This window comes from Psychrobacter sp. Marseille-P5312, from assembly GCF_900291405.1.
Classification (GTDB): Bacteria; Pseudomonadota; Gammaproteobacteria; order Pseudomonadales; family Moraxellaceae; genus Psychrobacter; species Psychrobacter celer.
On sequence record NZ_OLML01000001.1, the window covers coordinates 787,409 to 814,046 of the forward strand.

23 protein-coding genes are annotated in these 26,638 nt (G+C 48.0%); 13 read left to right on the forward strand and 10 right to left on the reverse strand.

All coding sequences use genetic code 11. From position 1 onward, the window contains the following. The first annotated feature begins 147 nt into the window (after positions 1 to 147). Both C6W44_RS03360 and C6W44_RS03365 read left to right on the forward strand, forming a co-directional pair. Positions 148 to 1,209 carry a polyprenyl synthetase family protein gene (locus C6W44_RS03360; RefSeq protein ID WP_413772333.1) on the forward strand — a complete coding sequence of 354 codons (1,062 nt, stop codon included), beginning with the start codon at positions 148 to 150 and terminating at the stop codon, positions 1,207 to 1,209. 40 nt (positions 1,210 to 1,249) lie between these two features. Beyond that, a complete protein-coding gene (locus C6W44_RS03365; protein ID WP_105244223.1) occupies positions 1,250 to 2,068 on the forward strand; it encodes a DUF72 domain-containing protein in 819 nt (272 codons plus the stop codon). Between the two features lie 245 nt (positions 2,069 to 2,313). On the opposite strand, the gene C6W44_RS03370 is transcribed toward C6W44_RS03365, so the two are convergent. Next, complete coding sequence (locus C6W44_RS03370; protein ID WP_105244224.1) at positions 2,314 to 2,943, reverse strand: superoxide dismutase; 630 nt, start codon at positions 2,941 to 2,943, stop codon at positions 2,314 to 2,316. A gap of 505 nt (positions 2,944 to 3,448) precedes the next feature. On the opposite strand from C6W44_RS03370, the gene rdgB reads away from it, so the two are divergent. The 6 genes from rdgB to C6W44_RS03405 all read left to right on the forward strand — a co-directional run bounded on the left by rdgB (position 3,449) and on the right by C6W44_RS03405 (position 10,458). Continuing rightward, positions 3,449 to 4,120 carry an RdgB/HAM1 family non-canonical purine NTP pyrophosphatase gene (gene rdgB, locus C6W44_RS03375; RefSeq protein ID WP_105244225.1) on the forward strand — a complete coding sequence of 224 codons (672 nt, stop codon included), beginning with the start codon at positions 3,449 to 3,451 and terminating at the stop codon, positions 4,118 to 4,120. 436 nt (positions 4,121 to 4,556) lie between these two features. Next, the gene (gene tig / locus C6W44_RS03380; RefSeq protein ID WP_105244226.1) at positions 4,557 to 5,894 is read left to right on the forward strand and encodes a trigger factor; all 1,338 of its coding nucleotides are present in this window, start codon (positions 4,557 to 4,559) and stop codon (positions 5,892 to 5,894) included. A gap of 512 nt (positions 5,895 to 6,406) precedes the next feature. Continuing rightward, the gene (gene clpP, locus C6W44_RS03385) at positions 6,407 to 7,045 is read left to right on the forward strand and encodes an ATP-dependent Clp endopeptidase proteolytic subunit ClpP (RefSeq protein ID WP_172953052.1); all 639 of its coding nucleotides are present in this window, start codon (positions 6,407 to 6,409) and stop codon (positions 7,043 to 7,045) included. Between the two features lie 132 nt (positions 7,046 to 7,177). Then, a complete protein-coding gene (gene clpX / locus C6W44_RS03390; protein WP_105244227.1) occupies positions 7,178 to 8,449 on the forward strand; it encodes an ATP-dependent protease ATP-binding subunit ClpX in 1,272 nt (423 codons plus the stop codon). Between the two features lie 319 nt (positions 8,450 to 8,768). Next, positions 8,769 to 9,782: an SDR family NAD(P)-dependent oxidoreductase gene (locus tag C6W44_RS03400; protein WP_105244229.1), complete on the forward strand. Its 1,014-nt coding sequence runs from the start codon at positions 8,769 to 8,771 to the stop codon at positions 9,780 to 9,782. 178 nt (positions 9,783 to 9,960) lie between these two features. Then, positions 9,961 to 10,458 carry a c-type cytochrome gene (locus C6W44_RS03405; protein WP_227526346.1) on the forward strand — a complete coding sequence of 166 codons (498 nt, stop codon included), beginning with the start codon at positions 9,961 to 9,963 and terminating at the stop codon, positions 10,456 to 10,458. Positions 10,459 to 10,557: 99 nt separating this feature from the next. Here the strand turns inward: C6W44_RS03405 and C6W44_RS03410 are convergent, their stop codons facing one another. The 3 genes from C6W44_RS03410 to argS form a co-directional block, all read right to left on the reverse strand. Continuing rightward, positions 10,558 to 11,649, reverse strand: a complete 1,092-nt coding sequence (locus C6W44_RS03410; RefSeq protein WP_105244230.1) for a PTS transporter subunit IIC — start codon at positions 11,647 to 11,649, stop codon at positions 10,558 to 10,560. Between the two features lie 243 nt (positions 11,650 to 11,892). After that, positions 11,893 to 12,702: an SPOR domain-containing protein gene (locus C6W44_RS03415; protein ID WP_105244231.1), complete on the reverse strand. Its 810-nt coding sequence runs from the start codon at positions 12,700 to 12,702 to the stop codon at positions 11,893 to 11,895. Positions 12,703 to 12,766: 64 nt separating this feature from the next. Next, positions 12,767 to 14,596, reverse strand: coding sequence for an arginine--tRNA ligase (argS, locus tag C6W44_RS03420; protein WP_105244232.1), 1,830 nt, complete (start codon positions 14,594 to 14,596; stop codon positions 12,767 to 12,769). A 469-nt stretch (positions 14,597 to 15,065) separates the two neighbouring features. On the opposite strand from argS, the gene C6W44_RS03425 reads away from it, so the two are divergent. Beyond that, positions 15,066 to 15,284 (forward strand): DUF2788 domain-containing protein, encoded by a 219-nt coding sequence (locus tag C6W44_RS03425; protein ID WP_075102521.1) that lies wholly within the window; start codon positions 15,066 to 15,068, stop codon positions 15,282 to 15,284. Positions 15,285 to 15,376: 92 nt separating this feature from the next. On the opposite strand, the gene cmoB is transcribed toward C6W44_RS03425, so the two are convergent. After that, a complete protein-coding gene (cmoB, locus tag C6W44_RS03430; RefSeq protein ID WP_105244233.1) occupies positions 15,377 to 16,408 on the reverse strand; it encodes a tRNA 5-methoxyuridine(34)/uridine 5-oxyacetic acid(34) synthase CmoB in 1,032 nt (343 codons plus the stop codon). A 60-nt stretch (positions 16,409 to 16,468) separates the two neighbouring features. Next, complete coding sequence (gene cmoA / locus C6W44_RS03435; protein ID WP_105244234.1) at positions 16,469 to 17,245, reverse strand: carboxy-S-adenosyl-L-methionine synthase CmoA; 777 nt, start codon at positions 17,243 to 17,245, stop codon at positions 16,469 to 16,471. A 289-nt stretch (positions 17,246 to 17,534) separates the two neighbouring features. Here cmoA and msrA point away from each other — a divergent pair, with 289 nt between their 5' ends. From msrA to C6W44_RS03450, 3 genes are all read left to right on the forward strand, one after another. After that, a complete protein-coding gene (gene msrA / locus C6W44_RS03440) occupies positions 17,535 to 18,056 on the forward strand; it encodes a peptide-methionine (S)-S-oxide reductase MsrA (protein ID WP_105244235.1) in 522 nt (173 codons plus the stop codon). 193 nt (positions 18,057 to 18,249) lie between these two features. After that, entirely contained in the window at positions 18,250 to 18,513 is a 264-nt protein-coding gene (locus C6W44_RS03445; protein ID WP_105244236.1) for a DUF1499 domain-containing protein, read from the forward strand. 240 nt (positions 18,514 to 18,753) lie between these two features. Beyond that, positions 18,754 to 20,220 carry a lytic murein transglycosylase gene (locus tag C6W44_RS03450; RefSeq protein WP_105244237.1) on the forward strand — a complete coding sequence of 489 codons (1,467 nt, stop codon included), beginning with the start codon at positions 18,754 to 18,756 and terminating at the stop codon, positions 20,218 to 20,220. Positions 20,221 to 20,392: 172 nt separating this feature from the next. Here the strand turns inward: C6W44_RS03450 and C6W44_RS03455 are convergent, their stop codons facing one another. From C6W44_RS03455 to C6W44_RS03470, 4 genes are all read right to left on the reverse strand, one after another. After that, complete coding sequence (locus C6W44_RS03455) at positions 20,393 to 20,692, reverse strand: hypothetical protein (protein ID WP_075102515.1); 300 nt, start codon at positions 20,690 to 20,692, stop codon at positions 20,393 to 20,395. A 345-nt stretch (positions 20,693 to 21,037) separates the two neighbouring features. Then, on the reverse strand, positions 21,038 to 22,066 hold the full coding sequence (locus C6W44_RS03460) for a DUF4062 domain-containing protein (protein ID WP_105244238.1): 1,029 nt from the start codon (positions 22,064 to 22,066) through the stop codon (positions 21,038 to 21,040). A 186-nt stretch (positions 22,067 to 22,252) separates the two neighbouring features. Then, positions 22,253 to 23,302, reverse strand: coding sequence for a glutamate racemase (murI, locus tag C6W44_RS03465; RefSeq protein ID WP_227526347.1), 1,050 nt, complete (start codon positions 23,300 to 23,302; stop codon positions 22,253 to 22,255). Between the two features lie 218 nt (positions 23,303 to 23,520). Next, positions 23,521 to 24,270: a DUF1285 domain-containing protein gene (locus C6W44_RS03470; protein WP_105244239.1), complete on the reverse strand. Its 750-nt coding sequence runs from the start codon at positions 24,268 to 24,270 to the stop codon at positions 23,521 to 23,523. A gap of 563 nt (positions 24,271 to 24,833) precedes the next feature. Between C6W44_RS03470 and C6W44_RS03475 the strand changes: the two genes are divergently transcribed. Continuing rightward, positions 24,834 to 26,471 carry an electron transfer flavoprotein-ubiquinone oxidoreductase gene (locus C6W44_RS03475; protein WP_100749110.1) on the forward strand — a complete coding sequence of 546 codons (1,638 nt, stop codon included), beginning with the start codon at positions 24,834 to 24,836 and terminating at the stop codon, positions 26,469 to 26,471. The last annotated feature ends 167 nt before the right edge of the window (positions 26,472 to 26,638 follow it).

A 26,638-nucleotide genomic window follows, 5' to 3' on the forward strand; every position in this document is an offset into this window, starting at 1 on the left:
GTGTTTTTTGACAAAAAACTGCCAAAAATTTGGCGCGGATATTACGCGCTTCATAAGCAGGGCCTGCTATCATGCTACACTATCGCTATTTTTCTTGTCTCTCTTATAAATGGTTGGATTATGACTGTCTCTCCTACTTCTGGCTTTATGTCTTTTTTGCGTATAAATGACGGCGCGCATGATAATGCTGATCACCATATCAATAATAAAACCAAGCAGTTTCATCAGATTGTGCGCACGCAGGTTGCCAAAGATATCGAGGTGTTATTTGCGTATGCCAAGCTGCCAAGCCCGCTGCTGGATGCCTGCCAATATGTGACGACGGGGCAAGGTAAGCTGGTGCGTCCGCTACTGGTCGCTAGCGCCTTTGCCAGCGTGAATGATGACCGTTGGCAAAGCAAGGCGCAGCCTATCAGCCCAGATATCTCTGAGACCATGACGCAAGGCAACACGGCAAACCCTCTATTAGAAAACCTGTTAGAAAACGACTCCGATTATGATATGGCGCGCCGAGCGGCATTGGCCGTCGAGCTGTTGCATACCTATTCATTGGTACATGATGACTTGCCCTGTATGGACGATGACGCGCTGCGCCGTGGGCAGCCAACCGCGCATATCGTCTTTACCGAGGCAACCGCCCTACTGGCAGGGGACGTGCTCCAAACCCTCGCTTTTGAGGTACTGACCGCAGAGCTGCCGACTTTTGCGCCATTTGATGCCGTAATAGCCAGTCAGCTGCTCGCGGTATTTGCGCCGCGTGCTCGCCGTATGGTCTCAGGGCAAACGCTGGATCTCAATGCCGAAGCCAACCCCGACATTACCCAAAGCCAATTAGAAGCCGTCCACCGTGATAAAACCGGCGCGCTCATCGAAGCGGCGATGCTGATGGGCGGGATTTGTGCTGGCGCGACCGCGCAAACGCGCATGGCGCTACAAGAATGCGCCCAGCATATTGGTCTGGCTTTTCAAGTCCAAGACGATATCTTGGATGTCACCACCAGCACCGACACCCTTGGTAAACCTGCTGGCAGCGATGAAAAACTGGATAAATCCACTTATGTCAAACTGATGGGGGTTGAGCAGGCGACCAGCTATGCGCAGTCGCTGTTTAATGACGGACGCGCCGCCATCTTGCGTGAGTTGAGCGGCAGTAAGGACACCAACGCCTTATTGGCACTCATCGAATGGCTATGGTCACGTAAAAAATAAGCTGAGCAATAAACATTAAAAACGATAAAAGGTGGTCAACATGGACGGCACCCCGACACCGCGTATCTACCTTGGCACCGGCGGCTATAGCGATACTGACCTGCTGGGTACGCTATATCCCAAGGGTACCAAAAAGACTGACTTTTTGCGCGAATATGCTCGTCAATACGGCGCGGTCGAGATCAATAGCACCTTCTACGCGCCCATCGGCCAAAAAGCCTTTGCTGGTATGATCGATAAGGCCTACGTACAAGCCGATAGCGAGTTGAAGTTTGCGGTAAAGCTGCATCAAGACTTTACCCATGCGCGCAAAGGCACAAGCGAGCACGCACAAGCATTTTTAAACGCCCTATCCCCACTCATCGAAGCCGATGCGCTCGCGCCTCTACTATTGCAATTCCCCCATGGCTTTGATCGTACTCGTGAGCATCGGCTGTATCTAGCCAATCTGGTCAGTTGGTTTGGCGACTACCCACTCGCCATTGAGTTTCGTCATAACGCATGGCACACTCCGCAAGTGGTCGATAGCTTTGTCAAGCAAGGTCTCATTTGGGGTAGCGTTGACTATCCTAAAGTCAGCGGTCTACCACCATCACGATTGATATTTACCGAGCGCACAGGCTACCTGCGTATGCATGGTAATAATCTGAACTGGTGGGATGCGATGAGCGCCAGCGATCGGCATGACTATCGCTACTCTGAGGCGGAGATGCAGGACTGGGCGCAAGCGATTGCCAATCAGCGTCAGCACTTTGACACGCTCTATATCTTTTTTCAAAACACCGTCAACGCGCATGCTTATTATAATATTGCGATGTTACGTGAGGCGTTGGGTAGGTTTGGATTTGAGGTGATCTGAACAAGTTGAATGTTAAAACGTGGCGTGTCCCCTACATACCAACGATTGTTTTAACCTTTGTTTTATATGAATAGCAGAAGGCCCTTAAGATATAGGGTATTTAGTTTGAGAATTTGCTTTTATAAATGGTGCGCAGGGCACACCCTACAGAAACTAATTTTTGATAACAGTAAACCAAAAAAAGGACGCCTCTCAGCGTCCCCTTTTCTACTTATAAAGTAAATCAAATACTTAATGACTACAGATTATTTCTCAACACCCGCATCTTGACCTTTATATTTTGCATTTGCGTAGTCCCAGTTCACTAGCTTGTCTAGGAACGTATCGACATAGTCAGGACGACGGTTACGATAATCGATGTAGTAAGCGTGCTCCCATACGTCACAAGTCAATACCGCGACTTGACCATGGGCCAATGGGTTGTCAGCGTTACCAGTCTTCGCGATTGATAGTTTACCGCCGACTTTATCAGCGACAAGCCAAGCCCAACCAGAACCAAACTGTGAAGTTGCTGCGTTTTTGAACTCTTCGCGGAACTTGTCATAGCTACCAAAATCTTCTTCGATTTTTGCTTTGAGATCACCAGTCGGTTCGCCGCCGCCGTTTTCTGGGGTCATGCAGTTCCAGTAAAACGTGTGGTTCCATACTTGCGCGGCTTGATTAAACATGGTTTTCTTGCTGTCATCTTTTGCCGTCGCTTCGATGATCTCTGGCAATGTTTTGTCTTCTAAACCAGAGCCTGGTAGCAAGTCGTTTAGTTTATTGACATACGCCGCATGGTGCTTGTCATGATGGTATTCTAGCGTTTCGGCACTGATATGTGGCTCTAGCGCGTCTTTTGCATAAGGTAGATCTGGTAGTTTAATGTTTGACATAATTATTTTATCCTTGCTTATTTGCCGCTCTTATCTCACCTGCCCCACAGAGGCAAGCAACATACCGAGCTAAATTGGCTGAGTTTATTGTTTGAGATGAATTTTATCGCTTAATACTCTTGTCGTTTAATACATGATATTTTTACTCACAATATCACGTATTGTCATGAATCCAAAAGTAACATTAGTGTTATTTTTTGCCCGAAAGCCAAGTGTTTGACTTCGCGGGCGTTTATTAACTTAATATTCACAAGCTATAAGATATCATTCACTGAATCTTGGCACCTATTATAGCAACAGTACGCGACAATATCAGTTACTAAATGTTATGGACGATACAATCTGTATAGCAATTGGTTATTCATCGAGCCACGCTATCTGGTTGTTTGAGCTTAACCGGTATAATAAATGGGCGGATGCGAGCCATTATGCATGCCTACTCTATTTAGCCTACCGCATTTACTGGTAACGTCTTTTTTGTCCCTCGACTTGAAGGAATGATTTTATGAGCACTACCACAGGCCAACTATCTGGTCACCCCGTACCATTGCCAAATGAGGCAACCGCTGCCAGCCAGTGGGTACTCGCCAGTAATAACAAAGGCAAGCTTGCTGAGTTTAAACGTCTATTTGAGGCGGCAGATTTGGATGTGACGATCGTCCCGCAAGGCCAGCTTGATATCGATGATGCCATCGAGGATGGGTTGAGCTTTGTAGAAAACGCCATCATCAAGGCGCGTCATGCTAGCCGTAGCAGCGGATTGCCGGCGATTGCCGATGACTCAGGATTATGCGTGCCCGTATTGGGCAACGCGCCTGGCATCTATTCGGCGCGCTACGCAGGCGAACATGGCAATGATGCTAAAAACAACGCCAAGCTCATCGCTGACTTGCAGCCTATTCGTAAGCAAAACCCAAACGCACCCATTAAGGGGATGTTCGTCTGTGTACTAGCGCTGGTCCGTCACGCTGATGATCCGCTTCCGATTATCGCTCAAGGGTTATGGCAAGGCGAGATATTAGACGCGCCACATGGCGATGGTGGTTTTGGTTATGATCCACTATTTTGGTTACCCCAATTAGAGGCAACGGCGGCAAGTTTGGATAGCGCTCATAAAAACCAAATCAGTCATCGCGGCCAAGCCATTCGGCAGTTATTGGCGCAGCTACCGCTATGATAGTTGACGCACTCTAAAACAGTGTTAGCGCTAATGATGCATGTCATCAAACATAAGGTAAATAAAGAACGCTTTATAGGCAAACAGATAATTTTTACTTTAATAAACAGATAGATTATACTGTTCTACTTTTAAAATTTTGTTGAAGGCCGTTATTTGCCTGTATAATTCAGCAAAAAGCGTTATTATGCGCGGCATAAACGGTTTATTATTGATATTTGATAGCGTGTACTCAAACGCTGCCTGACAGCGCTTGGCTTTATAGCCGTGGCGCAGTTAGGTTATAGGGACGCCTGAGGCGATTGCTTAAAGGCCAGCTGAGCGACTGCGCGCTATCACTATCCCCTATTTATTCCAACGGCAATCAGCAGCACACGCCCGTATTTTGAGGTGCGATTGTCTATCATTATTATTTAACCCTAAAGGTGTAATTAACATGGCTACAGATTTGCAAGTCACAACCAACAAGCTATCTAATAAAGAGACTCAGCTGACGGTTAAAGTCCCCGTGGAAAAAATCCAAAACAAAGTAGAAGGCCGCATCAGCCAAGTGGCGAAAACCGCCAAAATCGACGGTTTCCGTAAAGGCAAAGTGCCAATGTCGCACATCCGCTCACAGTACGGTGCGGGCATCCAGCAAGAAGTGATCAACGATGTGATCCGTGATACGGTCTTTGAAGCGATCAAAGCTGAAGACATCCGCGCTGTTGGCATGCCAAACATCGACGACGTCAAACTAGAAGACGACTTTTTGGTGTATCAAGCCACTGTTGAGATCTTCCCAGAAATCGACGTACAAGGTATCGATGAAATCGAAGTTGAGCGTCACACTGCAACCGTCAGTGACGAAGACGTCGACACCATGATCGAAAACCTACAAAAGCAGCGTCAAGAGTACGTTGAAAAGAAAGGCAAAGCAGCCAAAGACAACCAAGTGACCTTTGACTTTGAAGGCTCTATCGACGGCGAAAAATTTGAAGGCGGCTCAGCTGAAGACTTCAAATTGGTCATCGGTAGCAACCAGATGATTCCTGGCTTTGAAGCGGGTATCAAAGGCATGAAAGCTGGCGAAGAAAAAGTCATCGATGTGACCTTCCCAGAAGATTACCAAGCAGAAAACCTAGCCGGTAAAGAAGCACAGTTCAAAATCAATGTAAAATTGGTGGAAAGAGCCAAGCTACCTGAAATCGACGACGAGTTCCTAGAGCTATTTGGTGTGACCGAAGGCGGCGTTGAGAAGCTAAAAGAAGACGTACGCAAAAACATGGAACGTGAAATCAAAAACGCTGCGCGTAGCCAAGTGAAGCAAGCGACTTTTGATGCATTGCTAGAAAAGAACGAGTTTGACGTACCAAGCGCCATGCTAGAGCAAGAAATCGAGCGTCAGCGTAACATGATGATGCAGCGTTTTTCTCAGCAGTTCGGCGCTAGCGCTGACAGCTTTGACAAAGACATGCTGCCAAATGAGCTGTTTGAAGAGCAAGCGCTACGTGCTGCCCGTCTTGGCATCATTGTCGCTCGCGTCATCGACACCGAAGGCCTAGAAGTTGACCAAGAGCGTGTCGAAAATTTCATCAAAGAAGCGGCAGAAAACTACGAAGACCCAAGCGAAGTCATCGAGTACTATACCAATGACAAGCAGCAACGCGCCAACATCGAGTCTGTGGTACTAGAAGACCAAGTAGTAGATTACTTGATCAGCCAAGGTAAAGTAACTGACAAAGAAGTCAGCTACCAAGACCTGCTCGCCGCTCAGCAGCAGCAAGCAATGTAATCTCGCTTAGTCGTCCAGCCAGACCATTACGATCATCGCTAAACACGGGTGATCATTGGTAACGACGACCAAGGTAATACAAAAATGCCCTAACCATTGTGTTAGGGCATTTTTCTTGGTAGATAGTTATTGATGGATAGAGTACTGGCACGACTGACTTTTTATCGAATGTTTTTCATCATCGTTTATGACCAACCCCTTGATAAATGGTTGCAGACGCCTTATTAATAGACAGTCATTTATCAATTTTCACATTAAAAAGTTACTATTGCCTCAATAAAAAAGTTACCATTAGCTCAATTATTTTTTAGCGACACCTAGATGGTTTTATGGTGATAGTTTTATGGCATCTGGCTCGTACTAGGTATAAACGGCCGTATTTACAATGATAAGCCGTCAGCAAAGCTTGGCCACTCGCTACCCTCAAACCCTTTATTTTATGGACTTATACATAGGACATCTTTATGACAGATTATGATCGCATCACCGCCAACCCGCATTTTGATATGTTGATGAGTGCGCACAACGACGTACAAAATATCCAAAGCGCTCCGCAGTCTGCCTTAGTACCCATGGTGGTCGAGCAGTCTTCACGTGGTGAGCGCTCGTTTGATATTTTCTCGCGCTTGCTGCGTGAGCGTGTGATCTTTTTGACCGGTCAAGTCGAAGACCACATGGCCAATCTTATCGTTGCTCAGTTGCTATTTTTGGAAGCAGAAAACCCAGACAAAGACATTCATTTATACATCAACTCGCCAGGCGGCTCAGTCAGTGCCGGTTTGGCAATTTTTGATACCATGAACTTTATCCAGCCTGAGGTATCGACCATCTGTATGGGCGGCGCGTATAGTATGGGTTCATTCCTATTGGCAGCAGGCCAAAAAGGCAAGCGTTACTCACTTGCCAATGCACGCGTGATGATTCACCAGCCATCAGGCGGCGCGCAAGGTCAAGCGACCGATATCGAGATTAATGCCCGTGAAATCCTCAAAATCCGTGATCGCCTAAACCGCATTTTGGCTGAGCGCACCGGCCAGCCGCTTGAAAAAATCGAAAAAGACGTCGAACGTGACTTTTGGCTAGATGCGCAAGAAGCCAAAGAGTACGGTCTGGTCGATGAAGTACTAGAGCGTCGTCCGACTTCGTTGTAGGCTTTGGGCGCCGCGCCATCATCGCGATATCCGCAGCCATTTTGTTACATTTTATGCCTGAGCACTTGCTGTTTGGGCATTGATGGACATACTCAGAATACTTATAAGCTTTAAATTTTAGGAGCGCCTTTTATGGCAGAAGATAACACCCCACAGTGCTCATTTTGTGGCAAAGCCAAAAGTGACGTACAACAGCTCATTGCCTCTGACGACGCCAATATCTGTAATGAGTGCATCGAGCTATGTACCGACTTAATCGCAGACAGCGCCGAGCAGAGCGACGATAGCGATATTGACACCTCGTGGGTCAATAAAAAACTACCAACGCCAAAAGAGATACGCGCCAAGCTTGATGAGTATGTCATCGGGCAGGACGCGGCCAAAAAAGCCTTGGCGGTAGCGGTTTATAACCATTATAAACGCCTAAAAGTCAGCCAGACTTTGGCCAATGACAACAAAACAGCCAAGATTGGCGCTGATGATGCCATGGTTGAATTGGCAAAAAGCAATATTTTGCTGATTGGCCCAACCGGCTCTGGTAAAACACTGCTCGCGCAAACCTTAGCGCGCCTGCTCGACGTGCCTTTTGCCATGGCCGACGCCACTACCTTGACCGAAGCAGGCTACGTCGGTGAAGACGTCGAAAACATCGTGCAAAAACTACTGCAAGCGGCTGACTATGATGTGAGCAAAGCTGAGCAAGGTATCATTTATATCGATGAGATTGATAAAATCAGCAAAAAAGGCGACAACCCGTCTATCACACGCGATGTATCGGGCGAAGGCGTACAGCAAGCCCTGCTCAAGCTAATCGAAGGTACAGTTGCTGCTATCCCGCCTCATGGTGGCCGTAAGCATCCACAGCAAGAGCTGATCCAAGTCGATACCAGCAACATCCTCATCATCGTTGGTGGTGCGTTCGCTGGCCTCGACCAAGTGATTCAGCAGCGTACCGAAAAAGGCGGTATCGGTTTCAATGCGGATGTCAGCTCAAAAGACGACAGCCGCCGTAGCTCAGATTTGCTTCAGCAAGTCGAGCCTGAGGATTTGATTAAGTTTGGTTTGATTCCTGAGCTGATCGGTCGTCTGCCGGTACTGGCCGCGCTCGAAGAGCTGGATGAAGAAGCGCTGGTGAAAATCTTGACCGAGCCCAAAAACGCGCTGGTCAAACAGTACAAGTATTTGTTTGATATGGAAGGCGCTGATATTGAGTTTACCGAAGAAGCTCTCGATGCCATCGCCAAAAAAGCCATGGAGCGCAAAACAGGCGCGCGTGGTCTGCGCTCTATCGTAGAAAACGCCTTGCTAGAAACCATGTATGAGCTACCATCGATGAAAAACGCCAAAACCGTGATGGTCGATGAGTCGGTCATCAATGAAGGCAAAACGCCTAAAATTGCTTAATCTGAGCATGACCAAAGATAGCAGGACAAATGGTAGGCTATCTTGACAATAATCCTAAAAAAAGCGTCTGGCAGCAGTGCTCAGGCGCTTTTTTGTGTCCGCTCGTCTGTATGCATAAATATATATGCCCAAGCGCACAAAAGGCGTATAAAAAACCCATAAAAAATGACAGTGGCGTTTATCAAACCTTGTCAGGGAGACGCATAAATCATGCTAAGGTAGATTATCCATCTAAGCCCGTATCTTTGGTAGCGATAGCGCGCCTGCGACATGCGGTTTAGATACCCACCAGGATGATGATGACAAAGGATTGTTTATTATGCGCAACCACATGGCCACTATGGCAAGCTCGCTACGCCGCCACCTTCCTATCGCCTCTCAACAAAATCACGACATAACGCCATATTATCGTGATCATGTCGCTGCTATCACGGGCGCAGGCTCTGGTATGGGGCGTGAGCTGGCAATTCATTTGGCAAAAATGGGCTGTCACCTTGCCCTATCTGATATCAATCCTGAGCAGCTGGCGCAGACCAAAGCGCTGCTCATCGGCTACGATATCGACGCTTGCACCACAGTACTTGATGTCTCAGACCAAAAAGCCGTCGCAGCCTGGGCAGAGGCGGTGATGAATGAGCATGGCAAAGTCAATTTTATCTTTAACAATGCAGGCGTGGCGCTGTATTCTACCGTAGAAGGCAGTAGTATCAGCGAGCTTGAATGGGTGATGGATATTAATTTTTGGGGTGTGGTCTATGGCACCAAGGCGTTTTTGCCTTTGATTAAAAATAGTGTCAAAGCCACTGAAACGGACAATAGCAATCACACAGACAAAAACGCCCGCCAGTTTTCTGAGCATGGTCATATTGTCAATATCTCCAGTCTCTTTGGACTGACCGCCCAGCCCTCACAATCTGCCTATAACGCCAGCAAGTTTGCAGTGCGCGGCTTTACCGAAAGCTTGCGCCAAGAGCTCGATATCCAGCGCTGCGGCGTATCAGCGACCTGTATCCATCCAGGTGGTATCAAAACCAACATTGCCAATAGTGCACGCGGTAATGACAGCATCAATGACATCGGCATGCGTACTGGCCCCAAAGCCATCAGAAGTTTTAATAAGTTTTTGAAGTTCGATGCCAGTGAAGCCGCTTGGCTTATTTTGCAGGCGGCCGCGACCAACCAGCGCCGCTGCCTGATTGGCAACGATGCCAAAATGATCGATGCCGTACAGCGTATCTTTCCCTCGGCATATAGCCAGATACTAAACGACGCCAACAAACTCTCACGTAAGCTCAAACCGCGACGTGCCAAAAAACCCAATCATGGCAGATAACTTTTTCTTGTTCTATCTTGAGTCGCCTCACTATAAAACAGACACAGCACAACTGAGGGCAGTTTTGCATCGCTTCTGTCGGCGTAGGCGCAGCAATCAAAATTGACACTCATCGCATATGAGACAGTTACCTACTGGTTTTACTTAGAATTGACACAAAAAGGCGCTTAACCCATGTGTGGTTAAGCGCCTTTTTTCGATTTATCGCTCGCGTCCACTCGCTACAAGAACGGGTCAATGGCTGCTTTCAGCGTTCGATGAACGGCACGCCACTGGATCTAGATTCAGTGGAGATGAATGCCTTTATTTCTTATATGACATGGCTATCACAAGATATGCCGATTGGGTATCGCCAGAAGGCCGTGGGTTTGTCAAGGTCGACAACACGCTGACCCCAGACCCCGTCAAAGGCAAGGAGATATTTGCCAAGACCTGTAGCACCTGTCATGGTGACAATGGTGAAGGTCAATACAATGATGACGGCGCAGGTATGGCGCGTACCTATAAGGCAGCAGCTTTTGTGAAAGGTAAAATTCCGTTTGGTCAAGGCAATACCCTAACCGATCAAGAAGCCATCGATGTGGCCAGCTACTTCACCCACTTGCCGCGCCCCGTCAAAGCCAACAAAGACAAAGATTGGCCAAAAGGCGGCGCGCCGGTTGATGTACGCCGTTAGCAAAGGTCAGTGGTTTAGACAATAAAAACACTCAGATAAAAAGCCCAGCTATAAATACACTGGGCTTTTTTGCGGTATGCATAACCATCATAGTAATACTTAAGGTAGCTTCATATCACCTTCTACCAGCCAGCCCATACGCCGCATCACATAAGCGACAACACCGGCAATCACGGCTGGCAGCACAAACATCAATAACACAATCGCCGTCCATAGCTGTGCGGTGCTCATCAGTCCTTGCGAGGCCTCGATAACGCCAAATACCCCGACCAACCCCGCCGTCCCCATGCCAGCGCCAGTTGCGGTACATGCCAGCCCAAAGCCGACGGTCGCAATAGGGCCGACGATGGCGCTTGCGATGACCGCAGGCAATAGCACCAATGGTTTTTTTAGTACATTGGGAATCTGTAGCATACTGGTGCCAAGCCCCTGAGAGATCACCCCACTCATGCCGTTGTCCTTAAAGCTCGCTACCGCAAAGCCGATCATGTGCGCCGCACAGCCCACCACTGCCGCACCGCCTGCCAGCCCGCCAAGCCCGATAGCGATACAGATGGCAGCGCTGGAGGTGGGAAGTGTCAGCAAAATCCCCACCACCACAGCTATCACCACCCCCATCAATAACGGCTGCAGCTCAGTAGCCGCTTGGATACCTTGTCCAATAGCGCTGACGGCAGCGACGATGGGCGGATTAAGTAGGGCACAAACCAGCAACGCCACACTACATACCACCAATGGTACCAACAAAATATCAAGTTTGGTTTTACCTGAGACCCACGTACCAGCACGATACGCAAATACCGATGCCAAATACGCGCCAATCGGATTGCCTGGTATGGCGACAAAAGTCGCAGGTGCGCCTACCTGAGCGGTAAATAGCGTCCCTGCCATTAGCGCCTCGGAGTGGGCACCGAGCATACCAGCGACCAAGCAACTGAGCATCACCAGCGTCGGTGCTTTTAGATAGTACGCAATACCCACACCGATACCCGCCCCCATCATGACTGAAGCCAGCTTGCCGACAGCCACCAGTGCTGGCAAATTTAACCAACCACCGATTTGCGAGATAATAAGGCCAGCTATCAAGGTGACAAACAAGCCCAACGCCATGCCAGTAAAAGCATCAATAAAATACTTTTGAAAAAAAGCCTTAATGACACCGTGGGGTGCTACTGCGTGCGATACAGTCATAGCCATGCTCTTTGTAAGTTTTGGAGATAAATTGTGGTCAAATAAGGAAAATAGCGCCGTTCATATCGGGATATTGACCAGCTATTTGACGATGGTTGGCAAAATTTAGCCATTTTTAGCCCATGTAGATAACTATCGAGTGAATTGAAAACACTCCCTAAAACAAACGATAAAAAAGGCGTCGCTCGTACCAGTAAGCGACGCCTTTGTTTATAAACGAATCATCCTCCTAAGCTGCCGATGCTAGCGGCGCTGCTCGACGATGATAGAGTCGATGCCGTTATTTTGTAGGCGCTGCTGGGCTGTGGTCACCGCTTGACGATTATTCATCGGCCGTGAGATGACCTGATAGATAGGCAAGCCATTACCTGTGGTGTTTTTTACCACTCTTGCATCGACACCTGCCATCAGTACTTGGGCGCGGCGACGATCTGCTTCATCAGCATCACCAAAGCTATTGATCTGCAAAATGTAGGTGGCTGCCGGTTTGGCGGCCTGTACGCTAGCGGTTCCGGCACCTGAGTTAGTGCTACGGTTAGGGTTAGCGCCATTACTATTGCTAGTAGGCGCAGGGCCATCGTAAGTGGCGTCTTCTTCGACAATGACAATCTCATCACTGTTTTCGGCTTGATTAGGCGCTGTCACTGTGCCATCCGCGATACCGACATTGTCTGACTCATCATCACGACTGGCGCTACTATCCTGCGGCTGAGTGACGACTACATCCGGCTCAAAGGCATTGATATCGCCTATTGCACTGTTGCCCACCTCGGCGATGTCTTCATCAGGAATCGTCGCCATTTCTTGACTGGGCAATATGTCATAAAACTCATAATCACCATTATCCGTGTCGGTATCGACACGCGGCTGTACCTGACGGTCTGGGTCATCGTCGGCGGCACTATCTGCTGGACTAAAATCAAACAATGGCGAGAGGTAGATAAACACCCCAATCATCAAGGTCAGTATCGCCCCGACGAACATCCATAATAAGCCTGACACACTACTGGTTTTGCGCTTTTCGGTCGCGCCTTTAGGTTTTTTGGCTAGCATGGATCTGGTTCTCCCTACTGAATCTAACTATCATTAAATTACGCTTATCGGCCGTCTCTTTATACTACATGCTAGACGGGGCAGACAACCCTAATAAATTAAGTCCGTTGGACAATACTTGACGCACCGCTTTTGACAACCGTAGACGCGCCTGCATCAATGCCATCTCATCAGTGCTCGGTGTCTCACCTGATGTCAAGCTCACTGGCAAGATGCGGTTGCTGTCGTACCAGCCATGAAACAGTGCGGCCAGCTCTTTTAGATAATTGGTCAAGACGTGCGGCTCGTAGCCGGTTGCCGCGCGCGCCAAGGTCGCAGGATATCCTGCTAGCAGCTTGATCAGCTCATCTTCATTAGGAGCGCTTAGCCTCGTTTGCTGCGCTTGACCGATGGCATCATCTACCATAAAGCCACTGTTTTCAAGCTTCTCTAACACGCGGCAGACACGCGCATGCGCGTACTGAATGTAATAGACTTGGTTGTCTTTACTTTGCGACTTGGCCAGCTCCAGATCAAAGTCCACATGCACTTCAGGCTTACGCGCCACATAATAAAAACGCGCCGCATCGTTACCCACCTCACAGCGCAGCTCGCGCAAGGTGACAAATTTGCCTGAGCGTGACGACATTTGTACTTTTTCACTACCGCGCCATAAGGCCACAAACTGTACCAATACCACATCGAGGCGCGCCTCATCGATGCCAAGCGCAGTCAGCGCCGCTTTTACCCGCGGGACATAACCATGGTGGTCTGCGCCCCAGACGTTGATGACTTTATCAAAGCCGCGGTCAAACTTGTTTTTGTGATAAGCAATATCAGAGGCAAAGTACGTCGTTTGCCCATTGGCTCGGCGTACCACGCGGTCTTTTTCGTCACCAAAATCGGTCGATTTAAACCAAATATTGCCATCTTTTTCATACAGATAGCCTTTGTCGTCTAGTATCTGTAAGACAGGCTCGATCTCGCTATCGATTGAGCGCTCGCTAAACCAGCACTCATAACGCACCCCAAAGTCATTTAAATCATCTTTGATATCCGCCAAGATACTGCTCAGCGCAGCGTCTAAAAACAGCTCATAACCCTCGCCTAGCAAGGATTTGCTATTGGCAATCAAGCCATCGATATGAGCTTCTTTGTCGCCTGATACCAGTGTTTTTTCGCCATCGGCATTGGTATCAAAGATAGCATCTGCTGGTACGTCTTTGGCGACGTCAGCGAAAGAATGAACGTAGCTGTCACCATGCTGCACCTTTAGAGTCTGTGCGATATCTCGGACATACTCACCTTGATAGCCATTGACCGGAAAGGTCACCTGCTCGCCGTTTATCTGCAAATAACGCAAGTAGGTGCTGGTTGCCAAAATATCCATTTGGCGACCGGCATCATTGACGTAGTATTCACGCGTGACGTCATACCCCACCGCCTCTAGCAAATTGGCGACACTCATACCGAACGCTGCGCCGCGACCATGACCGACATGCAGGCTTGAGGTTGGGTTGGCAGAGACAAACTCGACTTGAATTTTTTGCCCGACAAATTGCTCGCTTAGACCAAAACGGTCTTGTAGCTCAAAGATATCTGCTAATACTGCAAACTTGGCATCGCTGTTCAAAAACACATTGATAAAACCAGGGCCGGCGATTTCAACTTGGCGAATGTCTTGATTATCAGGCAACGCGGCGACGATTTTTTCAGCCAGCATACGCGGATTGCTCTTGGCTGCTTTGGCTGCCGTCAGCGCGATGTTACTGGCAAAATCACCATGGCTCAAATCCTTGGTACGGGTGATCTGGCTATTGTTTTTCCAATCAGCTGGCAAGATGTCTTGCGCCTGTAAGGTTTGAACAGCTTGGTCAAATAATGCGGTTAAGGTATCGATTTGGGCTTGTGACATAGGGTATAAACTCAGTTAAATAAACAACAAAAACGGTATGAAATATGACGAATGCGAGCAGTCGATATGGGATTATTATAATAGCGACAGGCTATGCAAAAGAGACATTAGTACTAAAAAACAAGTAACCTATAAATATAACAATCTTTGTGCTGTATTGCACTATTTACGATAAAATTAGTGTCAAAATACAACACTTTAAGCCCAATTTGCCCCTCAGTATTGGCTATCTGATAAAGACGGTGCGCGCCGCGCTAAGCGTGGCAAAACGCCCACATTATGATTGTAGCGTTACTGTTGTCCAAGGCTTTGCGGTAGTTTATACCCAGTACATTCCACGCTATAATGACGGTTTGTCTTGCTGTAGTGAGGCAATACGCCCAATTGCAGCCGAGTCGCCTGCCATTATCCAGACGATAAAATAATAAAGACAATCAGACAACGCGTTACCACTTTATAGGAATATCTTATGTTTGCTATTGCTGCTAGTACCATCACCAGCTGGGGGTTGTACGTCTTACTACCAATATTTATCGCCTTTTTATTTTTTATTATGTGGGACATCTCTAAAAAATCTGAGGCTGGACGCGCTGGGACGTTTTGGATCTTTTTGGCACTGGGTGCTGGGTTTGTGGGCTTTTTACTCAAGCTCTTACTAGAGGTCGCCTTTGAGAGATGGTTGATCTAACCTATGCTCTAGGGTCCTCAATTCAACCGACAGTCATCCAAATGGGTTCGAAGCGGCTAAACAGCGACCAAACACTGCACTGTTTTACTGTGCTATTTTTTGGCAATAATGGTCGCGCGCATCGGGGCAGGATAGCCTTCTACAGTTTTTGTTCGGTCATTAGGATCTAAAAAATCTGCTAAAGAGTGATATGTCATCCATTCGGTTTGGCGCTGCTCATTGGTCGAAGTCGTGGCCACATCGACGCAGCGCACGTCTGTAAACCCTGCTTTTTCAAGCCAGCCGATTAACGCTGCAACAGAGGGTAAAAAGTACACATTATTCATCTGCGCATAGCGGTCATGCGGCACCAGTACAGTATTGGCATCGCCTTCGATTACCAACGTCTCAAGCACCAGCTCGCCGCCTTTGACCAGCTGCCCCTTTAGCTGTTGCAAATGCTCAAAGGGTGACTGACGATGATAGAGCACCCCCATACTAAACACCGTATCAAATAGCTGACTATGCTCAGGTAAGGCTTCGAGTGGGACGGGGATATAATGCGTTTTATAACTATCAGCCGCGCCGACAAAATGCCGAATCGCCATAAACTGATGATAAAACAAGCAAGAGGGATCGATGATAATGACCGTCTCTGCGCCACCCCCTGCCATACGCCAGCCATGATACCCAGAGCCGCCGCCGACATCGAGCACGCGCCGTCCTTTTAAGGTGCCCAAATGCGGCGCAACTCGCTGCCATTTCCAGTCACTGTGCCACTCGGTATCGATCTTGATACCTGACGCATCATCGCCGATTTGACCACCGATCTGAAACGGCCCTTTGCGCCACGGCATCAGCTGCTTTAACAGCGCCGTTGTTTGCTTGCGCTGCGAGTCGCTCAGGTTTGCCTCAATGGTCAATACATCAGTGTCTAGATGAACAGCATCGACGACCAATTCTGGCAAACGCGCCACCGACGCCTGATAAGCTGGCGCGTGCGCATAGTTGGCTTTGTCTTTGATGGCACCCAGCCATGTTGGCAACTGGGTCAGCCACTCATAAGCCGTCGGCTGCTGCTGCGCAAGTGTTAGCAAGGTCAAATACAGCTCACGTTCGGCGCGCAAGATAGTGTCATTAAGCATAAAAGCGAATTACCATGTGGATCAAAAAGTAAGGTTAAAAATTGCGTCCTCAAAGAAAGGCTATTTAAACGCCACAATCGAGACAAAGTTCAAAAACTGAAACCACGTCAGATGCCGCGCAAAACCCACCTCATCCAAACGCTGATGGTGCCCGCCTAAGGTATCGGTGATAAGGACGTTTTCTAGCGCATTACGCTTGCCGCTGATTTCCATCTCGGTATAGCCATTAGCGCGCTTAAAGTCATAATAGCGCTCAACCAGCCACGCATCATACTGCTCATCAAACGCATGGGTTTTTTCGGTCAACACCAATATACCGCCCTCGCTCAGTGCATTATAGATATTCTCTAAAACCGCCACTCTATCGGCGGCTGGCAAAAACTGTAGCGTTAAATTTAAAATCACCATATCGCATGGCTCAAGTGTCACATCGCGGATATCGGCGGTGACGACTTCGATATCGTGCTCAGGATAGTTATCATTGAGCACAGTCGTCGCTTTTGTGGTCATCGCAGGCGAGATATCTATCGCTTTAATCTGTAAATCCTGCGGCGCAAATTCCCCAGCCAGCGCCATGCTAGCTGCACCAAGTGAGCAGCCCAAATCATACACACGGCTGACACGGCGGCCATCATCACCTTGCTGACGGTACTTGCAATGACGCCGAGCAAAGATAGGCAACATCGCCAGCACTTGACCATAACCTGGTACACTACGACGAATCATATCTGGAAAACACGCCACCACCTGCTCATCAAAAGAAAAGCGCGCCGCTTTATCGAGAGGTGTGGTAAATAAAGTGTCATGCTTGATAGTGGCAGGATTGGATTGGCTCATGGGGCGACTCGTTTTGATAATAGCAAAAGCCCATTATAACATTACTGTTTGTTACTTATCGCCATCAGATGCCCTGCTAAGCTAAATAGGTCACGCTAAGGGCAATCAATTGATGACTGAAGCAGTCGTTAAACCAACCGTGTCATTGAGTTGATAGAGCCTTTAAGCAGGTCGTTGAAAGTTGAAAAATGACCGTCTGCAACCAACACTTACACCAGTAGCGCTATGTCACTTTTAGAGTGAAGTGATTATATAATCTGAGCGTCTCTTTATAATAATAGGAAAAATTATGCAAACCATTATCTTAGGCGGTGGCTGCTTTTGGTGCACCGAATCAGTCTTTTTGTCCGTAAAGGGCGTAGCGTCCGTGACCTCAGGTTATATGGGCGGCGACGCAGTATCGGCCAACTATGAGGCCGTCTGTAGCGGCACCACAGGTCATGTAGAGGTTATCAAAGTCGATTTTGATGACACTGTTGTCCCTCTGGAGGTGATACTTGATGTTTTTTTTGCCACTCACGACCCCACAACCAAAGATCGTCAAGGCAATGATGTCGGCAGTCAATATCGTAGCGTGGTGTTCTATACAGACGATGAGCAAAAACCAACCGTCGATCGCACCATCAACAAACTGCGCGATATGGGCGTCAACGTCGTCACAGAAGTCCATCCTGCTATGACGTTCTATAAGGCTGAAGAGTCGCACCAAAACTTTTTTAATAGAAACCCAGGCCAAGCCTACTGCAACTTTGCCATCCCGCCCAAACTTGCCAAACTGCGTAAAGAGTTTAGCGAATATATGGTCAATTAACTGACGCGCCATCACGGGTGCATCATTCGGCAAGTAACTCACCTATAGTCAGTTTGCTATAAAAATGTTATAGCAAACTGACCAGTAAACGCATGACTCTTTTATTTAGAGTCGACTATATAGCTTGCTATATATCCGTCATCGACGGCTAAGCATTTGCTAAAGGCCAGCTGTCAGGACGTACCATCACGCTATGCGCCGCAGTTATTACTCACGCTTATTTACGATCAAGATAAAGGAGCTGGTGATAGACGCAGACACCGGTATTGTGGAGGCGACAGATACGACGCCTTGGTTTGGTTTTCAGGACGATGTGGTGATACGTATCACCGATGCAGGTAGCAAGCGGCTGGTCGATATTCGTAGTAAATCAAGGATTGGTGGCAGCGATTTGGGCAAAAATGCTGAGCGTATTCGTCGTTTTATCAAAGAGCTGGATAAGACTTTAGAGTCGTAACGACATCCTTTAGAAGCTTGGCACGCAGCAAAAACCGCTTACAACCTCACGCCTACGTCAATTTATAGTAACAGGGTGCTGCGACCGCTTTTCTTTATTATGTAGATTGGTTACTCTAAGTAAATATGACGATTTTGCACTTTATGCTGTTTTATTGATCGCTCTTATTTATAACCATTACTTATCATCACGTCCCATCACCATTTCTCATAATAATTTTGACGTTTATAGGATATTTTCATGCGTTTGACTTCTCTTTCGACCCTATCCATGCTGGCTACGGCTATCGGTCTGAGCTTTGCCAGCACTGCCCAAGCGGCCAAACCACCAGCGCCAGACTTGTCCAATAGCGAGTTTCAGCAGTGTCTAGATAGGCTAAAAGGCTCTAGTAAGTTTCGCGGCGTAGACAGCTTTACCTTCAACAACTATCGCCCAGCTCAGCCCGACCCTAGCGTTATTCAGTCGCTTAACTATCAGCCCGAGTTTCAAAAAGATGTCTGGGATTACCTATCGGCGCTGGTGGACAAAGAGCGCGTCGAAGATGGTATTCGTGCCAAGCACCAATGGCGTGATACACTGCGCCAAATCGAATCGCGCTATGGCGTAAAAGCCGAGCACGTCCTTGGCGTCTGGGGCGTGGAGTCCAACTTTGGTCAGACACTAGGTAAGAAACCGCTATTTGAATCCTTAGCGACTCTCTCCTGCTTTGATCGTCGCCAAAACTACTTTCAGGGGGAGTTTGCTAACGCGCTCAAAATCGTCCAACGCGGTGATATCGTACCAAACGACATGACAGGCTCGTGGGCTGGCGCCTTTGGGCAAACGCAGTTTATGCCGAGCACCTTTTTGGAGCTGGCCGTCGACTTTGATGGCGATGGTCGCCGCGACCTCGTCAATAGCGTACCTGATGCACTAGCCTCTACCGCCAACTTTTTGGACAACCGTGGCTATCGTACAGGGGAGCCGTGGGGTTATGAAGTCAAACTCCCTGATGGCTACTGGGCGGCGTCCAACCGTAAAAACAAGAAATCCATGAGTCATTGGCGCAGCCAAGGTCTGACATTGGCAAATGGTAGCCCGCTGCCCTATGATTTGAGTAGTGCAGGACTGCTATTACCAGCTGGTATAGAAGGGCCGGCGTTTTTGGTTGGTAAAAACTTTGACACTTTTTACTCGTATAACGCGTCAGAAAACTACGCATTGGCCATCGCGCACTTGTCAGATCTGATCACGCGCGAAGACAGCAGCAAGACAGATTTTATCACTGCGTGGCCCACAGATGACCCAGGTATCAGTCGCCAACAAGCCAAAGACATCCAGCAAGCACTGCTCGATGCTGGCTATGATATTGGCGGCGTCGACGGCATCATCGGTGACAACACTCGTACGGCTATTCAGCAATACCAGACCAGTCACGGTATCTTCCCAGCTGATGGCCGTGCAGGGCAAAAATTTTATCGTGCTATCGTTGGCAGTGCGGCCCCAAGCCCGCGCTCGTATGGTCACTCATACTCTCAGCCCACCAATAGCCAACCCCTAAACCCAGCACCCGCCGATCGTATGGGGCAATTGATCCAGCAGCAGACCACCGCGCCAAGCGCTTACTCTCAGTCGCCGCAGCCCTCTACGTCTAGCAACCCGCGCTATCGCCGCGTGATCGGCAGCGACGGTACTATCAAGCTGGTACGTATTGATGCAGGCTCATAACCGCTAGGTTTTATCGCTCTCTCTGATAGCAAAAAGGCCACGCTATAGCTAGCGTGGCCTTTTTATGTATTTTAAGACGAGACCTTTAGGACGATACATTTAACAAATCAGTTTCTAGCTTTGTCTTTTTCACAAACCTACGTTTTGATCCTCTGATCATAGTGACACGGTGTTATACGATAGGCGGCGGATTGGGCTTACCATTGTCGCCATCCCAGTTTTCCCGTGCCTTGTCGTCTAGGTCAGCAGGGGTTTTTGGCTCCCACTTGCCATTTTCTTTCCACGTCTCATCACCCCAATCCGCATCTTCTTCTTTTCTATCCAAGTCTTTGTAGGCCTGGCTAGGGTCGATGCCGCGGCGCTTCATGTCGGCAACTTGCTCTTCTAGGGTGCGAAACTGATCGGCATCATGCATGGCTTTTTCTAAGCCGTCGATTTCATGGTTGCGCTCATCATATTTAGAATTGCTCATGTCCACTCTCCTTAATTATTCAGTGATCGTCAATGATACGTATCTCAGCGCTATTGTATGATGTGTTATCGTTTTAGTGATTTTGTTCTTTAGTCATGTTCGTTATTTCGTTCATGGCCTTCGGCTATCGACTGAACGTGCACTGACTCATGATTCTTATTATCACCAGTCCTGCTCAGATTCACAACCTCTGCCACGTATGCTTTGTATTACAAAACGTAGTCGCGCGCGCAGATGCTTGCGGTATATCTGCTCGAGACAGCTACTGCTGGAGGACTACTGAGGAAAGTAAACCAATAAAGAAAAGTAAACCAATAAAGAAGAGAAAAATTTAAAAAAGGCAGATTAAGACTGAGACGGGGTGTTTTTTAACAAGTTTTTTGCATAAAAAGTCAGCTTCCATAGCTCCTGCGATACCCGTGTGCCATAGGTGGTCAGCTGTATCCAATTGGCACTGACCAGCTGACGCTGCAAGACGTTTAAGTCGTCTTGTGATATCTGACAGCGCGCAACCGCGTGGACATTTGGCATGTCTTGCTTGACGTCTGCTTCAGCTTTTGATGCTATCAGTCGGTTGATGGCGGTTTGTAAACCATAGCTAGAGAACGTCGAGGGAATCTTTGATAAGGCGCTCAGTACCTCTTGCCATGTCAGCGTCATCGGCCGTGTCACATCTGTCAGGTTACCCCCTGCATAGGCTTGCGCACTATAGGAGATATCAAAGGACTCTGTCAAAACGATGGGGTTACTGACATTATCTTCTGCAAAGCTGGCTTTGGGCTGCTCATGACGGTAGACAAGATTATGTTGGGTCAGGCTGTGTTTGTTGATGGCTTTTTTGGCGGACAGCCGCTCAGCGGGTTTTTGCATAGTGGCTTGTTTGCTAAACTCAATGACCTCGTCACTGGCCTTTATCCAGCCGCCCGTGACTTTATGTGCAGCAATGATGGTGTGATAGGCTTGTACCAGCAGGCTTTCGATTTCATCAGCATTGTCATAGTAGTATATGCGATTGTCTTGCTTGGTCACTGCGTTGATAAATTCTTGTAACTGGCGGCTGATGGCGCTGTCTGGCGGCTGGTTTTTGATTAAGACCAGTAAAGGCTTGAGCTTGGCTTTGACATTTAGATAGCTCAAATGCATTTGGCTGACGCCGGTTTTTTGTGCGGTGCCATAGCTATCACCGATTACCATCAACGCATAGTCGCAGGAGTCGATGCATTGGCGCCCATATAACGATGCCTTTGACAGTTGGCTTGACACATCATAAGTCAAAAAAGCGCGCGCCTGAAAAAATATCGCTAGGTTATCCAATACCAGCAATTGATCATTGTCAGCGCATATGACGTGGATATGATAGCGACGGTTTGGCACAATCACCTCTAAGCTTCAGTCGTGACATAAGTAACGAGCAGATAAAATAAAGCACAAATATCTTGTTTTGCACAGACTAGCATAAACTTATAGAAATGGAATTATTTTATTTCGACTACAGCAGTTTCATCGTCATATAGGCGCGCCTGACACTCAAACCGCTGATCAGAAAAACCATGATAGCACTTATTTAAAAGCGTATTGCAAAACGGTCTCTTGTCCGACCAACTGTTTTATCAAAGCGCCCAACGTATCGTCATATTTGCTGGCATAAAAAGTCAATGGCAGTCGAATACTAGGCGATATTTGATGGTTTGTCGCTATCGCTCGGTGAGCGTTGTTGTCATTCTCGCCATCATCATTGCAATATTCATTGATATGGTTATTATCATTGCCTTTAATATTAGCACTTGCCAATAGCTGATTGCTCAGTAGCAGCTGCTTGACCCGCTCTGCAATCGCCTGGCCTGAGTCCAATACCTGTATCGATAACTGCTGGCGCGCAATTTCCTCCAACAAAAAACCCTTAAAAAACGGATAATGCGTGCACCCAAGGACCAACTGATCGATACCAGCTTGCGCGAAGACCGTGAGCTGCTGACGTAAACGCCGCGCGGTCTCGTCCGCCTCTGGCATGCCCGCCTCCACCCATGGCACTAGTAGAGGGTCAAAGTACTTAGTCACTTCTACATTATTGGGCAAGGCAAACGCATCGATAACCTTGTTTAGTAACGCACCATTTAAGGTCGCCTTGGTCGCCAGCACCGCCACGTGATGGGTATTGCTGGCCAGTACCGCTGGTTTTAATGCTGGCACCAATCCCACAATAGGAAGCTGCGGATAACAACGCCTAGCCGTCTCTAGCGCATAGGCAGAGGCACTGTTGCAAGCGATAACGATAAGTTTGCAGCCTTGCTGATACAGCCACTCGATCGCTCTTAATGTCAGTCTCTCAATATCGGTGCTGTCACGATTACCATAAGGGACATGTAGCGTATCGGCATAATAGACATAGCGCTCAGCAGGCAGCTGCTCGGCCAAATGCAGATACACAGACAGACCGCCTACCCCCGAGTCAAATAAGCCTATCGGTGCGTTTGGGTCGGCATGATAAGTCGTTGCCTCAGCTGCCACCTTATGAGCAGCAGCCTGCCAGATAGCCGCTGTCGTCATGTGTTTGGCTAGCACAGCCTCAGGATGTGCCCTATCCACGTTTAGCGCGTCATTTTTGCTCATACCCTTCATGGCTGTACTGTCGTTTTTTTGGTCATATCGGTATCTTTATACTACTGATTGCGTGATTTGTCGGTAGTCAATCAAACTGCTACACACATCCTGTCACGCTTTGCTATTTATTGTTTGTGCTGCAAAGTAGCAATAGCTTCAGGCCTTGATAGCTTAAGTTATTGCTAATTTGATTGGTACATTAATTGGTACGTTAAGACATTGATATGTTAAGGCATCGATAATTGATAGCATTGCCCGCCACTTTGTAAGGTTAATATCGTCTCGCCGTTTTGCTCTGTCAGCTCACCAATCTCAGCCAAATGATAAAACGTATTGCGGCCGATCAGCGCCATCAAGCCCTGTCTGACGAGCATATACGGACGTATCTGCTGCTCGGCTGCTTGTTGCTGATGGTCTTTGGCGTTTTGTGTATTATTGGCTTGAGCGCTGCTGGCCTGAGGCTGACTCTCGGCATGCTTGTCTGGTGCATTAGGATTATACGCCTTTAATACGATTTTGTGCTCGTCATCTAGGCGAACGACATCGCCTGTGGTCGTGGTAAACTCCAACCAACGCAGGCCTGCTTCCTCAACGATACCCACATCGTTGATCAATAACGGCGCATCTTCAACTTGAATACGAATTTTTTGTACAGGCGTCTTTAAAAAGTACTCTGTTTTGCCCTGATTTTCTTCTTTCCACAAAATCGTGGCAAACAGACTCACCAATGACTCTCTGGTCATTTGCCCGCCTTCGTGCCACCACTCGCCATTTGCCTTGATCACCAAATCCATATCCGTCACTTGCTCAGGATGCCAGCGTTCTAGGGGAGGTATGGATCGCCCCTCGCGCGCCCCAGCAGTGGTCTTTAGATACTGGCTCAATGCGTCCACACTATTTAGGTCTAATGGCGCGTCGTTTGGGGCTTGTGGCGTATCGTTTTGATGTTTATTGGCTTGCTTGTTATGGCTATCCATCTTATGATTTCCTATCTAGTATGCAAAGTTTGGCAAATCTATTATGACTATAAATTTTAGTTTCAGGTATGATGAATCTTTGTCGTCAATCAATCATCATAATTAGCTCATTATTTTAATTTTACCTTAACATCGATACTCACAAATGCGTATCGTGTTTGTAGGACTTTTCTTTTATAATGAGTAACGATTTTTCATTTACGTGTTTTTATTTACATGGTTAAGTGGGTGCTGTATCGCTGTATCAATGAGGCGTTTTTTAAGGTGTTGATATCTTTGCATAAATGGTTTGTCGCAAAGAGCCCAGCTCATTGTTATTGATACGGCGCAAACAGTTTTTATCGGGCAGCCATATGTCGAGTGACGTTAGCGCCACAAGTCTATTATTTAATTGTTAAGCTAATGATGCCCTGAGATAAGCCACCATAAGTTTAGGAGTAGGTATGCAAGAGCAAGACAATCAAAAGCCAGTCGTTGATGGCGATACTGTAGCGACAGATACGGTCGAGCAAGACGTGCAAGCACAAAGCGTGGCTGCAGAGCCTGAGATAGAACGCGAGTCTATGGAGTTTGATGTCATCATCGTCGGCGGCGGTCCTGCAGGTTTGTCTGCGGCTATCCGTCTGCGTCAGCTTGCCATTGAGGCGGGCAATGATGAGTTTATGGTTTGTGTGGTCGAAAAAGGCTCTGAGTTTGGCGCTCATACCTTATCTGGTGCAGTCATCGAGCCACGCGCGCTCAATGAGCTCATCCCTGACTGGAAAGAAAAAGGTGCCCCGCTCAACGTACCTGCGACCGAAGATCGTTTTTATTATCTTAATTCAGCCACGCGCTCGACCAAAGTACCTGACCCCTTAATCCCAGCACCGATGCACAACGATGGCAACTATATCGTCTCGCTAGGCAATGTGGTGCGCTGGCTTGCCGTACAGGCAGAAGAGCTAGAAGTGATGATGTTCCCAGGTTTCCCTGCCGCCGATATCTTATATAATGATGACGGCTCAGTACGTGGTATTTTGACAGGCGATATGGGTGTGGCGGCTGACGGTGAGGCCAAGCCAAGCTTTGAGCCAGGCTATGAGCTACTGGCCAAATACACCATCTTTGCTGAAGGTAGCCGCGGTCACTTGGGCAAACGTTTAATCAGCCGCTTTAGTCTCGATAAAGACGCTGATCCTCAGCATTATGGTATCGGTCTAAAAGAGCTGTGGGAAGTGGCACCTGAAAAACATGAGCAAGGCGTGGTCATGCACGGTCTTGGCTGGCCATTGACCGAAACTGGCTCGACGGGTGGCTGGTGGTTGTATTTCGACGAAAACAACCAAGTCAGCTTTGGTCTGGTGGCAGATTTGTCTTATCACAACCCATATATGTCGCCATTTGATGAAATGCAGCGCTTAAAGACGCACCCTGTTATCAAAAATGTATTAGAAGGCGGCAAGCGTATTTCCTACGGTGCCCGTGCCCTGACCAAAGGTGGCCTAAACTCTCTACCAAAATTCACCTTCCCAGGCGGCGTGTTGGTCGGTGACGATGCTGGTTTCTTAAACCCAGCCAAAATCAAAGGCACGCACACCTCGATGAAATCAGGCATGCTCGCGGCTGAGGCGATTTTTGAGGCGCTGCAAGCCGACCGCCAGCACGACGAAGTGGTGGCTTATACCACTATGTATAAAGAGTCGTGGTTATATCAAGACAACTATGAGTCACGCAACTTCTCCCCTGCGATACATCGCATGGGTCTGTTTATGGGCGGCGCCTTTACCTTTATCGAGCACAATCTATTAAAAGGTAAAATGCCACTGACCCTGCATGACAACATCCCTGACTATGATCAGCTAGAGCGTGCCAACCATGCCTATCAGCCGACCTACCTAAAACCAGATGGTAAGCTGGTATTTGATAAGCTGTCATCAGTATTTATCTCTAATACCAACCACGCAGAAGATCAGCCAACACATCTTAAGCTCACTGACCCAACGGTGCCAGTGTCGATTAACCTGCCCCTCTATGCCGAGCCTGCGCGTTTGTACTGCCCAGCGGGCGTCTATGAAGTGGTCAAGGATGCCGAAGGCGCAAAATTCGTCATCAACGCGCAAAACTGCGTACACTGTAAGACTTGTGATATCAAAGATCCATCACAAAACATCACTTGGGTCACGCCAGAAGGCGGCGGTGGCCCCAACTATCCAAACATGTAATGGTGTTGGAGAGCCTTGAGCAGTCATCTGCTCACCGCTGAGCAATAAAAAACCGCCCTTAATTTATAAGGGCGGTTTTTTAGGGCGTGCTGAACAGTCACAAATAGGCACTGCCATGGTTGAATGGTAAATACGCCCTAATACTTATACATTCAATGTCTCAATTA